This is a genomic window from Ruegeria sp. CF3 (assembly GCF_056537365.1).
Map to the genome: position 1 here is coordinate 788,036 of NZ_JBQFRK010000001.1, position 13,651 is coordinate 801,686.

Below are 13,651 nucleotides of genomic sequence, written 5' to 3' on the forward strand. Positions count from 1 at the left end.
CTTGCCTCCTCGGGGTGGGCCGCCCATATCTAACTCATGCTTCGCTTAACACCCATCCTGCTGGCCATAGCCTATGCCGTTGTGATGTACCGGATATCCGTCTGGCGCACGCATCGTGAGTTGGATGCGAAGTCCACCGAACTGGCCGATCCTGCGCTAAAACGCATGACGGACCGGCTGGCTGCGGCCTTGGAGATTGATCGGGTCCCAGTCTACATCTACGAGATCGATCCGGTGAACGGGCTGGCCGCGCCGGATGGGCGTATTTTCATCACTCGCGGTTTTTATCGCAAATTTGGCAACGGCGAAGTATCAGCGGAAGAAATGGCAAGCGTAATCGCGCATGAATTGGGCCATGTCGCCCTTGGCCACGCCCGGCGGCGGATGATTGATTTCTCGGGTCAAAACGCCCTGCGTGCTGCGCTGATGATGCTATTGAACCGCTTCATCCCGTTCATTGGAGCCTGGATTGCAAATATGCTGACTCATTTGCTGGCCTCCCGCCTGTCGCGGAGTGATGAATATGAGGCGGATGAATATGCGGCCGCGCTTTTGACAAAAGCCGGGATCGGGATTGGTCCACAGAAGTCTTTGTTCCACAAGCTTGAGGATCTGACACAGCAGCGCGCGGGCGTTGTGCCCGCTTGGTTAATGAGTCATCCAAAGACGGATGAGCGGATCGCAGCTCTGGAAGTACTTGAACAAAAGTGGGGCGTGGGAGTTTAGGATAGGAGCGAGGGGCCAGCCCCTCGCGCTCCCCGAGATATGTTTGGCCAGATGAATGGGATCCCGAATTAAGTACTCAGGGCTTTGCCAAGGCGCGGCAGGCGGGCTTTTTTCATTAAGCTGCGCAAGGTCCATTGAGCACCGGATAGCCGGTTGGCTTCAGCAAGGACCGCTTTGGAAACCTGCGTTATGCCTTCGGGGTCGGACAGCCAGAGTTCATGCAGCAGCCCGTCCGGATCGCGCCGCTCAAGCCCTTCGTCGGCCAACATATTCTTGGGAAAGTCTTTGGCATTGACGGTGACAATGACATCTGCCGAGCTTGTGACCGCCGTTGCGAGAACGTGGATGTCGGCGGCATCCGGCAACCATAGGCGCTGTTCAACACCGAGGTTGGCAGGTCGCTCGGCATTTGGCCAATGGGCCTGAACCAGCGCGATTTCGGCGCGCGCCTGCGCCTCGCCCTCGGGGCCGAGTTTGCGGGCGGCACGAGCCCATTCTTCGAGGATACGTGCAGACCAGACGGGCGTGAAATAACCAAGCCTCGCTGCGCCCAACAGCATCTCTCGCATCACCGTGGGATAGATGACGCAGGTATCAAGAACCGCCTTCACAGACGGTAAAACACGGCTTTGAGGTAGCCGCTTTCTGCGAGCTGCGGCAGTTGTGGATGGTCCGGCCCGGCAAAGCCAGTTCGGATCAGTTGGGCCTGTCGTCCTGCCCGTCCGATCCCACGGGATGAGGCATCGCGGAAGCGGCCCAGATCAGCGGCATGAGAACAGGAGCAGAGGCCAAGATACCCGCCCGGTTTGACCAGCGGAGCCGCCAGACGTGCGGTACGCTCATAGGCGCGCAGGCCTGCGTCCAATGCTTGTTTCGAAGGTGCAAAAGCCGGGGGATCACAGATGACGACGTCGAACAACGCGCCCTCTTCGCCGAGTTTAGTCAGTATATCAAAGGCGTCGCCTTGTCGGGTCTGGAAACGGGCAGAAAATCCTGAGGCTTCAGCGCCCTTCGCCGCCAGTTCGAGCGCCGCTGCCGAGCCGTCAACGGACAATGCCTGTGCTGCGCCGCCCGCCAGCATGGCCAGACCAAAGCCTCCGACGTGGCTGAATACATCCAGCACCTGCGCCTCGGGGTGAACCAACTTGGCGGCAAACGCGTGATTGGGGCGTTGGTCATAGAACAGGCCGGTTTTCTGCCCACCAGTCAGGTCAGCCATGTAGGTTGCGCCATTCATTGGCACTGGCAGAGGCTCATAAGGCACAGTTCCACGCAAGGTCAGATTGGTGTCGTCCAACCCCTCGAGCACACGCGTGCGCCCTGAGGCGTTCTTCAGCACGGTGTCGACCCCGGTCACCTTGACTAGCGCGTCGGTCAGAGATTCAAGATGTGCCTCAGCCCAGGCTGCGTTGGGTTGGATCACGCAGGCGTCTCCGAACCTGTCGATAATCACCCCGGGAAACCCATCCGCCTCGGCATGGATCAGGCGATAGTAAGGCGCATCGAACAGTCGCTCGCGCATCTCAAGCGCGCGGCGCAGACGGGTTTCAAACCAGTCCGCATCCAACTGCGCGCCGATATCGCGATCAAGTACCCGGCACATGATCTTCGAGACCGGATTCACCGCGACCAGAGCGATTGGCGCGCGCTTCTCGTCTTCCAGCACAGCCAAGGACCCCGGCCCGATTTTGCGGGTCCGGCGGTCGGTGACGATGTCATTGGCATAGACCCAGGGAAACCCGTGGCGCAGGCCACGCGCATTGGCCTTGGGTTTCAAACGGATACGGGGGCGGTCAGCTACGGGTGTCATGGCGCCCTCATAATCGTGAATGCACGGGGGTGAAAGCCCCGTTAACGATTGCGCTTGCGCCAGCCGCCACGACGCTTGGGGGCTTGGGCCGCCTGCAAACCCTCGGTCAGGACCTGCGTCATCGGATGATCAGCAGCCTGTTCCGAATAGACTGCGTGCAGGTTGGTCAAGGCCTGATTTTGATCAAGCTCTCCGGGCAGGCTCAGCGCCCAATCCAGAAAGATGCTGCGACACTCGGGCAAGGTGATGCCTTCAATGCGATACGCCTCGCGGATCAGGCCTTTGTGGTCATTCGGATCATCACTGCGTGCCATCTTCAACCCTTCCGACAACTGCGCCAATCAACGAGGCCGCAGTGCTGTAATTGTCTTGCAACGCGGATTGCAGCTGTTCGACCTGATCGAACCCGGTCGCCCGACACAGAAAGGCCGTACCGCCTTCACCGATCTTGTCGGCCTCGATCACCTTTCCCGACAGCAGACGCGCCGCACATTGCACCGACCAGCATAAATCGTAACAACCCTTCAGGGTTTGCGCCTGTGCGACATCCAGCAGCCCGACAGCGACCGCCCCGTCCAGACCCGAATGGACATCGCGCTGGGGGAATCCGGCCAGCAATGCGCCCGTCTCTGCCATCAGCTCGATATCCATCATGCGGCCCGGCCCATTCTTTGCGTCCCAAACGCCCGCTGGTGCTTTGGCTGCGGCCAGTCTTTCGCGCATCTCGGCGACTTCTTTCAGCACCTTCTGGCGGTCGCGCGTTTGCGACAGGAAATCGGCGCGGAAGCTTTCGATATCCTCGGCCAGACCGGCGTCGCCTGCGACCACATGGGCGCGGGTCAAAGCAAGGTGTTCCCACACCCAGGCCTCATTCTGCTGATAGTTGGTGAAGCTGACCCAGCTTGTAGCCACCGGCCCCTGATTGCCCGACGGGCGCAGACGCATGTCGACCTCATAAAGCCGTCCCTGCGACATTGGCGCGCTGAGCGCCGTGATCAGAGCCTGGGTGAAACGAGCGTAGTATGTCCGCGTTGCCAGCGGGCGAGGGCCATCGGACATGTCCTGATCCTGAGGATCGTAGATGACAATCATGTCCAGATCGGATTGCGAGTTGATGCGCCCTGCCCCAAGTGACCCCATGCCCAAAACCGCAGCGCCGCGCCCCGGCACCGGTCCATGCTTTTTGGAGAACTGGTCGACAACGCAGGGCAGAACCGCCGCAATCACGGCCTGCGCCAGTTCGGCATATTGCTGCCCGGCCTGCGCCCCATCGATCAGTCCGCGCAGATGATGCACACCGATGCGAAAGTGCCACTCCTTGCACCAGCGACGTGCGAAATCGAGCTGTGTTTCATAGTCGCTTTCCTCTGCCAAGGCCTGCGTCAAGTCCAACTGCAAGGTCGCCTGCCCGGGCCAATCGCTGAAGAAACTGCCACCAATCACCGCATCAAAAACCGAGGCGTTGCGCGACAGATGGGTGGCGAGCGCATGTGACGTCCCAACGATATCGACCAGCAGATCAATCAGATGCGGGTTCGCTTCGAACAGGGAAAACAGCTGCACCCCAGCGGGTAATCCTGCCAAAAACCCATCCAGCGCCAGCAATGCTTCGTCGGGTTTCGCAGTTTTCGCCAATCGCGCTAAAAGTTCCGGTCTGAGCCGCTCGAATATCCGTGCACCACGCTGCGATCGAAGCGCCGGGTAAGTCGGCCAACGGGCCAGCACACCCTTGTCAAACTCAACCTCCTGAAGCGGCACGGGTGCCGCGCCTGGTCCAGGGGCGAAGAACCCTTCGGTCAGTTCGTGCACTTCGGTCAGGCGGCGGGTCAGTTCGGCGGTCAATTCGGCGCTGCTGATCCCCATCAAGCACGCGACCCGTTCGAAACCGTCCTCTGAATTTGGCACCTTATGGGTCTGCGCGTCATGCACCATCTGGATTCGATGCTCGACCTCGCGGTGGGCACGGTAATGATCGGTCAGCTTCTCGGCGACATCTTCGGGCACCCAGCCTTTTGAGGCCAGCGCCGCCAGACCGGGAACGGTGCCCCGGACGCGAAGGTCTGGATCACGTCCGCCCGCGATCAATTGACGGGTCTGAGTAAAAAACTCGATCTCTCGAATACCGCCCTGCCCCAGCTTCATATCGTGGCCGGGAATCGAGAGACTTCCGCCCGTTCCCTTGTTCTCGCGAATGCGCAAGCGCATGTCATGGGCGTCTTGAATGGCGGCAAAATCCAGATGCCGCCGCCAGACGAACGGGCGCAATGCATCGAGGAATCTTTGACCTGCCGCGATGTCCCCGGCGCAGGGGCGTGCCTTGATATAGGCCGCGCGTTCCCACGTGCGCCCAAGGCTTTCATAGTAGCGCTCAGCCGCTTCCATCGCCAGACACACAGGCGTCACCGCCGGGTCGGGGCGCAATCGCAGATCGGTGCGGAACACATAGCCATCCGCCGTCTTGTCGCTAAGCGTGGCACAGAAATTCCGCGTGGCGCGCACCATGCCCTGTCGCGCTTCGTAGAAATCATCGGGATCAAAGCGGGTTTCGTCGAACAGCACGATCAGATCGATATCTGAGCTATAATTCAGCTCATACGCGCCCATTTTGCCCATCGCCAGAATGACCATTCCGGCAGCGGTATCGACATCATCTTCGGTCATACCCGGCAGCTTGCCGCGCCGGATCAGCGCAGCAATTTCGGCCTTCGCTGCCACATCTGCGGCCAAAGCGCCAAAGTCGGTCAGCGCGGCGGTTACCTTTTCCAACGGCCACGCACCTGCCAGATCGGCCAGCGCCGTCAGCAAGGCCATGCGCCTCTTCGCTTGCCGCAAACCGGGTTTCAACTGATCCGACGGCAGCGCGCGCGCCGCGTCCATCACTTCCGACAATGCCTGGTCCGGTTGCTGCAACGCTTGTGGCAACCAGTCCCTTTCTTGGTCAATCAACCCTTTCAGGTAGGGGCTAGAGCCCGCAGTTCCCGCGATCAACTCCCCCTGCTCGGCAGTCAAATCGGGCAGCGCCGCGCGTGTTTCGTCACCCAGATCGGTATGAAAAGCGCGCGGCAAGCGGTTGATAACAAGAGACTGGCTCATGACCGTTCCAGTGGTGTGTCCTGGCTGAAACTGTTGATCCAGACATCGTGACGCCGCTCCCACAGGGATGAGATCAGCATCGCCTCCCATTCCTGTGCTTCGGGTCGCAGATAATCTGCCCTGTATGAGAGTAAAACCAAATCCGCCGATAAAACGCGCAACCTGGTATCGCTGAGTTCATATTGCGCCATCGTAGGCGCATCGGCGAACTGGCCAACATGATCGTCGCGATTGGCAAAACCCGTTGGATACACGCCCAGAAAATCGGGGCTCAGCAGCGCCCGGTCGGCCTGTGCATTGCCTTCGACCAGCGCAGTCCATACCTGTTTTTCCAGCGAGAGGATCTGATCCAGTGACGGTGGGCTGGTGTTTTCAATATCTTCCATTTGCCTATGACTTGTGACGGCCGAAAATCAGATGCGGCCAGCGCACATGATCGGACAGAGTTGGCTTAGCCCTGTCCGATTGAACAGCAGAAAGGGCCGAATGTCCAAATCGTTATAGCCACTGATCCACTGGCGGCAAATCGAAAGTGAACGGATTTTCAATCCCCTGCCCGGCCAAATCCCACTCATCATAGTGCTCGTCTTCACGAAGCCGCAGAAACACCGCCTCAAGCTGATCGTTCAAACTCACCAACTCGTCCCAGGCGTCACCCATATGAGCCTGAAACATCGCCAGTTGTTGGAACAAACCATCTGGCAAAGGGCCAAATTCCACACTCCCCAGATCGCGAGCTGGGAAATACATATCCTCTTCAAACTCAAAGTAGCGCGACATTCCGTCGTTAAAGTCAATTTGGCCATCGAACGAGACCGCAGCAAATACTTCATAAAGACCGGTCTCATTCATTTCGAGCTCGAACGACACCTCGAAACTAAGTGCAAAATCAGAAATTCCGTTTTGGTGAAGCTTGCCTGCGATCTCGACGACCTCGTAATAGCCGTATGACGCCAAAACCAGATCGCCATTTGTATCGAACCCATGCACATCGAACATCTCCCCCTGTTCGCTGGCTATAGACAGATGCTGAAACTGTGCTGCCTGACCAATGTGAACGCCCTCAAATCCAAAGGCGGACCGGGCCTCATAAGAAACAGGTATGTCCGTTCCATGCATGCTTATGGTTTCAAGCGCGACTTGCTGTGTATGGTACAGCTCGGAAATGAGCGTGGCGCTTCCGCGTGTCGCGATCTCGTGGTTCACCATCGAAAGATTGAACTCAACCTCGTGAGACCCAGCACCTTGATACGCGCTGACCGTGCTGTCGATCACCCCGTCCCAAAACCCGCGCAATTCGATATCCGGCAGATCTTCTTTCCCTTCGAGATCATGGGGATCGAGGTTCAAAAAAGGCAAATCGACTTGATCAATCGAACTAGATACGCCGCCTTGCGAAGCTAGGCCTGGTTCGGTCGACAAGATGAAACTCTCCTCTGACCCGAACGGCCAATGAGTTGTGTTCACAACATTCATTTCAGCGACCTCCCTTGATTGCTCCTCGGAAAACTATGTATGCAGCCATTGCGCAAACCCTATGGAAGGGTTTGATTATTAAGCGTTCTTAATGAAACGTTTAACCGATGGGCTGCGTCGCTCGGCCTGAAATACTGAGACGCAAATCCGCCTTACCCCGCTGATTGATTCGCCCGGTCAGACGCTGGATTCGGAAAAATGTAAATCTTTTTCACATACCCCCTTGCAACCACCTATCCCCCCTCCCATCTTGGTAATGTGAAAAGCATTTACATCCTAACTGGAGAGAGCACATGACCGCATTGTCCGACCACGCCGTTCCCCAAAATCCGGGATGGCTGCACCGAAGCGAAGCCTGGCTTGATAGCAAGGGAAAAGGCGCCTGGATCGCCGCAATGGTCCTTGGCTTTATCTTCTTCTGGCCCATCGGCCTGGCCTTTCTTGCCTATATGATCTGGAGCAAACGCATGTTCAGCAAATCCTGCAGCCGCCGTTCGTCGTGGAACAGCCACATGAGCGCCATGAAACCTTCGGGCAACAGCGCGTTCGACGCCTACAAGGCCGACACACTGGCGCGTTTGGAGCGTGAACAGAAAGACTTTGAGGCGTTCCTGCACCGCCTGCGTGAAGCCAAGGACAAGGCCGAGTTCGACGAGTTCATGGATGAACGCGCCCGCGATAATCGTGATGACGAAAACGGCGAACAACCTGCCTAATCGTGGCTTGCCCTGTCCCGGCCATCGGGACAGGGTGTTACCGTACAAGACCCGGACCACAGTATATGTCTCATCTGCCTGACCCTGACAGCCAACCCGAATTCTATCAGTCCGTAGCGACCAAGCGCTTTTTTGCGTGGCTGTTCGATATCGCCTTTATCTCATTGCTCTGCACGGTTGCGATCCTGCTGACCTTTGGCATGGGCTTCTTCATTCTGGCGCTGATCTACGCCGTCATCAGCTTTGTCTATCGCGTCGTCACCATCGCCAACGGCTCGGCCACACTGGGGATGCGGTTCATGGGGATCGAGCTGCGTGACGCGTTTGGCGCCCGGATGGATACGGGCAAAGCCATTGCACATACGGCAGGTTACTTTGTCAGCATGGCGATCCCGGTACTACAGATCATTTCGGTCATCATGATGATGACCAGCGCCCGCTGTCAGGGCCTGACCGATGCCTTCCTCGGCACCGTGATGATCAACCAGCGCGCCTAAAAACACCTGAGTGAAACACTTGGCTGCGCCAAAAACCGTTGCTATCATCGGTTCCGAGGAAATGCGGGACCTTCATGCGACACACGCTGCCAATTGCGCCACAATTCTATGTGACGGCACCCCAGCCCTGCCCTTACCTTGAGGGCAGGATGGAGCGCAAACTGTTCACCGCCCTACAGGGGGAAGGTGCGGATCAATTGAACAATTGCCTTTCGCAACAAGGATTTCGCCGCTCGCAGAACGTTCTGTATCGCCCGTCCTGCACCGACTGCGCCGCCTGTCTGTCTGCCCGTATCGATGTGTCAGCCTTTCAGCCAAGCAAAAGCCAAAAACGGGCCCACAAGCGCAATTCCTACTTGATCCGACGTGCAACATCGCCCTGGGCAACGGATGAGCAGTTCGACCTGTTCCGTCGGTATCTGGACGCGCGCCATGCGGATGGCGGCATGGCCGATATGGATGTCTTCGAATTCGCCGCGATGATCGAGGAAACCCCGATCCGCAGCCGAGTCGTAGAATATGCCGATCCCGAAACCGGCGAGCTGATCGCCGTCAGTTTGACCGATGTACTGGATGACGGGCTGAGCATGGTTTACTCATTCTACGATCCAGAGTTCCAGCAAAGCTCGCTGGGCACTTACATGATTCTCGACCATATCGAGATCGCGCGCGAGGCTGGGTTGCCCTATATTTATCTGGGCTATTGGGTGCCCGGCAGCCCCAAGATGGGGTACAAGGCCAAATTCGCGGGCTTGCAGGTCTATATGCAGGGTGAATGGCAGCGAATTAAAAATCCCGAGCAGTGTGACCATACGGCCCACCACCCCCTATCGTCGGCCCCGATTGCCGAGCAGGTGGCCAACATCCAACTGCCTGACCGCCACCCCACCAAAGGTTAATCTATCATGCGTCAGAGCCTTCATGCGGTGACGCTGGTCGTCCCGGATTATGACGCAGCGATCGCGTTCTACACCAAAGTGCTGTGCTTTACTCTGACGCAGGATATTGATCTGGGCGATGGTAAACGCTGGGTGCGGATCACGCCTCCGGGCTCGGATGGTGCTTCGTTGTTGCTGGCCAAGGCGGTGGGCGCGGAACAGATCGCATCGGTCGGCAATCAAACCGGTGGGCGCGTTGGCTTTTTCCTCGAAACAGATGATTTCTACCGCGATCACGCGGCGATGCTGGAAGCAGGCGTAGGATTTGAAGAGCGCCCGCGCCATGAACCCTATGGAATTGTCGCCGTCTGGCGGGATCCTTTCGGAAATCGTTGGGATTTGATCGAATTTTCAGCACCTGTATCGACAAAATAAATACATTTTTTTCATCACGTTAAACTACCTTCCGCCATGCTGCGCCCAATTGTTAAGCAATCTTAATCGACCTTCCCCCACCCGTGCGATTGAAAGTTGACGCTAGGTCACCAAATTAGCCGCACTTCTAAACGTCCAGCCCAAACCTGAAACCCGCAGCTCAATCAGACGCTGACCGGGCTGGCTTTATTGTCGCTACGGCAGGCCTCCCACCCTGTCGCAGAGGTTCTGAAGGAGGGGGAAAATGACATATGCCGCACGCCGACTGGTTTCGGCCACGCTGACGACCCAGATTCTGGTCGCGCTCGCCTTGGGCTCGATCTTTGGTCTGGTCTTGAACTATCTCGATATCGCTGCGCTCAACGCAACACTTGTGCAGGGTGTGCTGTCCATGTTTGGGCAAATGTTCCTTAATGCACTTCAAATGCTTGTTGTGCCGCTGGTTGTGTTCTCATTGCTGTGCGGCGTTGTCGGCATTGGCGATGTCAAATTGCTGGGCCGTGTCGGAGGGCTGACCTTCGTCACCTATCTGGCCACCACGGCCTTGGCCGTGACAACTGCCTTGATCTTTGCGGGCCTCATTGGGCCGGGCACCGGATTCACGAGCCTGCATCTGGCCGGTGATAGCGTAAGCGTCGCCGACCCGCAGACCACTTGGGAAATACTGGCGAACATCATCCCAAAGAACCCGATCAACGCTCTGGCCAATGGTGAGATGCTGCAGATCATCTTCTACGTGATGGTCGTTGGTATTGCAGTGCTAATGATGGGCAGCCGCGCCAAGGCCTTTGTGGAAGGCTGCGAGTTCATGAATGAACTGGCGATGAAGATCGTCAATATCGTCATGGCCTTCGCCCCCATCGGCGTCTTCAGCCTGATTGCCAAAACCTTTGCGATGGAGGGCTTTGGCTTATTCGGACCGGTGATCGGCTATCTGACCACGATCAGCCTGACGCTGGTATTCCATCTGTGTGTCACGTTGATGGCGCTGCTGTATTTTACGACCGGGCTGAGCCCTCGGGTATTCCTGCGCAAGATGCGCTCGGCGCAGGTGTTTGCGTTCTCGACCTCAAGCTCGAACGCGACAATTCCGGCCAGCTTACAATGCGTGACTCAGAGAGTCGGCGTTGACCGTTCCGTGGCGTCGTTCGGTATTCCCCTAGGGGCGACGATCAACATGGATGGCACCGCAATCATGCATGGAGTGGCGACCGTTTTTCTGGCTAATGCCTATGGCATTGATCTGGGGCTAAGCGGTTATCTGACCGTGATTTCAATCTCGGTTCTGGCCTCAATCGGCACGGCAGGTGTGCCCGGTGTGGGGATAGTGATGCTGGCGATGGTTCTGAACCAGTTGGGTATGCCGCTGGAAGGCATCGGCATCATTCTGGCCGTCGACCGGATCCTCGATATGATGCGGACGGTTGTGAATGTCACTGGCGATGCGGTGGTGACCACCATTGTCGGGCAAACGGTCGGCAAGCTGGACAAGGCCACGTTCGACAATCCCAATGCCGGACTTGTCGAGACCACAGACCTTGCAATCGATCATGCCACTGAAGCGGAGTTCGAAAGGCTGACACACCCACAGCCGAATTCCTGAAAAACAAACGGAGGCCCTAATGGGCCTCCGTATTCGTCAGTCTAAGCGACAGATCAGTTCGGGATCAGGTCAGGAACGATGGTTACAATCGACGGGAAGAACCACAGGATTGCGATGCCCACAACCTGAATGATCACGAACGGTATGATGCCGCGATAGATGTGGCCAGTGGTGACCTCTTTCGGCGCAACACCCCTGAGATAGAACAGCGCAAATCCGAACGGAGGCGTCAGGAACGAGGTCTGCAGGTTCACCGCTACCATGATGGTCACCCATTTCGGATCAAACGATCCGCCATAGATCACGGGGCCCACGATCGGGATCACGATATAGATGATCTCAAGGAAATCCAGCACAAAGCCAAGAATGAACAGCACCAGCATCACGATCAGGAAGACCGTGAATTCATTATCAAAGCTGCGCAGGAACTGCTGGATATAGTGCTCTCCACCAAACGAAATCACCACCAGGTTCAGCAGTTGCGATCCGATCAGGATGGTGAAGACCATCGACGTCACCTTAGCTGTCTCACGCACCACCGGTGTCAGAACCCCGCTTGAGAACAGCACCCAGCAGCCGTAGATCAAGCCGAACAGCGCATAGAGGTAGGCCGAATAGGCGATGATGAACGCTATCCAGCTTTCAACCGAAACATTGCCCTGATTGATGCGCAGATCGAAGTTCACCCCCATCACCAGTGCGATGATCACTGCGAAGGTTGACCAGATGATCACTTTGCCCGACCGGTTCTGATCCTGAAGTTTCCGATAGGCCGCTAGCATGATCGCTCCACCCGCCCCTAGTGCCGCAGCCGGCGTAGGGTTGGTGACACCGCCAAGGATCGAACCCAACACCGCGATGATCAGCACCAGCGGTGGGAAGACCACACGGATCAGATCATTGGTCGCGCAACGGGCGGCAGCTTCTTTGCACCCATGCATTGCGAGCGCAAAAGGTATGGCGAGTATCAGGAACGTAGCCCCGGACGAAGTCGTTGGCGCGATCAGCAACACGTCGACCAACAGCATCAGCAACAGGCCAATCGCTCCGACGATCAGAGGCTGCGGCGCTTGCGACGGTGCGATTCCGCGACCCAGTACCAGTGTCAGACCCAGCAGTACCACAATCACGGCGACACCGTTGCCAATTGGCGCTGCAGCGGCGATCTTGGCCTCTTGCGCAGCAGCCAGTTCCTCTTCGCTCAGACGCTGGGCTTCGGACGAACCACCTGCTTCGTCAATCGCTTCCTGCTCGGCCACGGCCTGATCCCAGGCTGATTGCCCATGCAGTTCGATCATCGAAGCCTTACACTCTTCGGACACGTTCGTGCGCAGCGAGGCGCCCTGCCCGATATCCGTAAATGCCGAGACCGAGATGTTCTGGCTGCCAATCACTCCCGCGCTTCCCAGAAGCACCGCGCCAACAATCAGAGCAACCGGAGCGCCCAGCAGCCAGGTCAGCCCTTCCGAGCGCGTGATGGTTTCACCCGAGCCTCCCGACAATTCAACAGCCGGGGCCTTTTCCGGGTTCAACAGCGCATAGCCAAAGGCATAGAGCGCATAGAGCAGCGCCAACATGATCCCAGGCAGCAGCGCCGCCTGGAACAGTGTACCCACCGAAACAACTGCAGGCTCGCCCAGATAGGTCAGCGCGTCGGTGCACCCGGCCTCAACCGCGCGTGTTTCCTGCGCGGTCGAATAGAGGTCACCAGCCAGTGTACCTAGCAGAACGATCACGATGGAGGGTGGAATGATCTGCCCCAACGTACCCGAGGCCGCGATCACACCTGTCGCCAATTCCGGCGAATAGTTGTTCCGCAGCATGGTCGGCAGGGCCAACAGTCCCATGGTAACAACGGTCGCGCCGACGATACCGGTCGAGGCAGCAAGGAACGCGCCCACGACCACAATCGAGACCGCAAGGCCACCGGGCAGCGGGCCAAAGACGCGCGCCATCGTGGTCAGCAGGTCGTTTGCAATTTTTGAACGCTCCAGCGTGATGCCCATCAGAACGAACATCAGCACCGCCAGCAGCGTCTCGATCGACTGCCCGGCCAGAACACGTTCGTTCATGCGGTTCACGATGAAGGAAACATTCCGGTCCAGCGCGGTTTCCCAGCCTTGTACAAAGACCGGCTCGGCGATCCTTGGCAAATCCGGGTATCGGAACACGGATATCACGTCAGGTTTGACGCCAGAATTCACCACGTCGCGGTAGGCTTGCGAGCCGGTGTCGATCGCCTGGTGGATCAACAGTCCGGCACTATCCAATGCAGCGATAATCCCGAACGAAATCACCCCGGCCCCACCGATGGCAAAGGCCACGGGGAAACCCGAAAGAATGCCTCCGAAGAGGCAGAAAAATACGATAATGAGGCCTATCTCGACGCCATCAAGTCCGAATAGCATTGTCTGGTT

The 13,651-nt window shown here is 57.6% G+C and carries 13 protein-coding genes; 6 read left to right on the forward strand and 7 right to left on the reverse strand.

What is annotated here, in order from left to right; all coding sequences use genetic code 11:
- Positions 1–36: 36 nt before the first annotated feature.
- Entirely contained in the window at positions 37–726 is a 690-nt protein-coding gene (locus ACR0KC_RS04010; RefSeq protein WP_170396642.1) for a M48 family metallopeptidase, read from the forward strand.
- A gap of 68 nt (positions 727–794) precedes the next feature.
- Here the strand turns inward: ACR0KC_RS04010 and ACR0KC_RS04015 are convergent, their stop codons facing one another.
- The 6 genes from ACR0KC_RS04015 to ACR0KC_RS04040 all read right to left on the reverse strand — a co-directional run bounded on the left by ACR0KC_RS04015 (position 795) and on the right by ACR0KC_RS04040 (position 7,051).
- Positions 795–1,337: an RSP_2648 family PIN domain-containing protein gene (locus ACR0KC_RS04015; RefSeq protein WP_170635194.1), complete on the reverse strand. Its 543-nt coding sequence runs from the start codon at positions 1,335–1,337 to the stop codon at positions 795–797.
- On the reverse strand, positions 1,334–2,536 hold the full coding sequence (locus ACR0KC_RS04020) for an RSP_2647 family RNA methyltransferase (protein ID WP_480771510.1): 1,203 nt from the start codon (positions 2,534–2,536) through the stop codon (positions 1,334–1,336). The genes ACR0KC_RS04015 and ACR0KC_RS04020 overlap by 4 nt, the downstream gene beginning before the upstream one ends.
- A gap of 41 nt (positions 2,537–2,577) precedes the next feature.
- Positions 2,578–2,850, reverse strand: coding sequence for a hypothetical protein (locus tag ACR0KC_RS04025; RefSeq protein WP_170396636.1), 273 nt, complete (start codon positions 2,848–2,850; stop codon positions 2,578–2,580).
- A complete protein-coding gene (locus ACR0KC_RS04030; RefSeq protein ID WP_480705075.1) occupies positions 2,837–5,629 on the reverse strand; it encodes a [protein-PII] uridylyltransferase family protein in 2,793 nt (930 codons plus the stop codon). The genes ACR0KC_RS04025 and ACR0KC_RS04030 overlap by 14 nt, the downstream gene beginning before the upstream one ends.
- Positions 5,626–6,015 (reverse strand): DUF4440 domain-containing protein, encoded by a 390-nt coding sequence (locus tag ACR0KC_RS04035; RefSeq protein ID WP_480705077.1) that lies wholly within the window; start codon positions 6,013–6,015, stop codon positions 5,626–5,628. Before ACR0KC_RS04035 ends, ACR0KC_RS04030 begins: the two co-directional genes overlap by 4 nt.
- A gap of 112 nt (positions 6,016–6,127) precedes the next feature.
- Entirely contained in the window at positions 6,128–7,051 is a 924-nt protein-coding gene (locus tag ACR0KC_RS04040; RefSeq protein ID WP_480705079.1) for a hypothetical protein, read from the reverse strand.
- 347 nt (positions 7,052–7,398) lie between these two features.
- On the opposite strand from ACR0KC_RS04040, the gene ACR0KC_RS04045 reads away from it, so the two are divergent.
- The 5 genes from ACR0KC_RS04045 (at position 7,399) to ACR0KC_RS04065 (ending at position 11,234) form a co-directional block, all read left to right on the forward strand.
- Positions 7,399–7,821 (forward strand): DUF2852 domain-containing protein, encoded by a 423-nt coding sequence (locus tag ACR0KC_RS04045; RefSeq protein WP_170396606.1) that lies wholly within the window; start codon positions 7,399–7,401, stop codon positions 7,819–7,821.
- Between the two features lie 65 nt (positions 7,822–7,886).
- On the forward strand, positions 7,887–8,318 hold the full coding sequence (locus ACR0KC_RS04050) for an RDD family protein (RefSeq protein WP_170396604.1): 432 nt from the start codon (positions 7,887–7,889) through the stop codon (positions 8,316–8,318).
- Positions 8,319–8,392: 74 nt separating this feature from the next.
- Positions 8,393–9,217, forward strand: coding sequence for an arginyltransferase (locus ACR0KC_RS04055; protein WP_170396602.1), 825 nt, complete (start codon positions 8,393–8,395; stop codon positions 9,215–9,217).
- A gap of 6 nt (positions 9,218–9,223) precedes the next feature.
- A complete protein-coding gene (locus ACR0KC_RS04060; RefSeq protein WP_170396600.1) occupies positions 9,224–9,631 on the forward strand; it encodes a VOC family protein in 408 nt (135 codons plus the stop codon).
- 244 nt (positions 9,632–9,875) lie between these two features.
- Positions 9,876–11,234 (forward strand): dicarboxylate/amino acid:cation symporter, encoded by a 1,359-nt coding sequence (locus tag ACR0KC_RS04065; protein WP_480771511.1) that lies wholly within the window; start codon positions 9,876–9,878, stop codon positions 11,232–11,234.
- Between the two features lie 53 nt (positions 11,235–11,287).
- On the opposite strand, the gene ACR0KC_RS04070 is transcribed toward ACR0KC_RS04065, so the two are convergent.
- Entirely contained in the window at positions 11,288–13,642 is a 2,355-nt protein-coding gene (locus ACR0KC_RS04070; protein WP_170396596.1) for a TRAP transporter large permease subunit, read from the reverse strand.
- Positions 13,643–13,651: the final 9 nt, after the last annotated feature.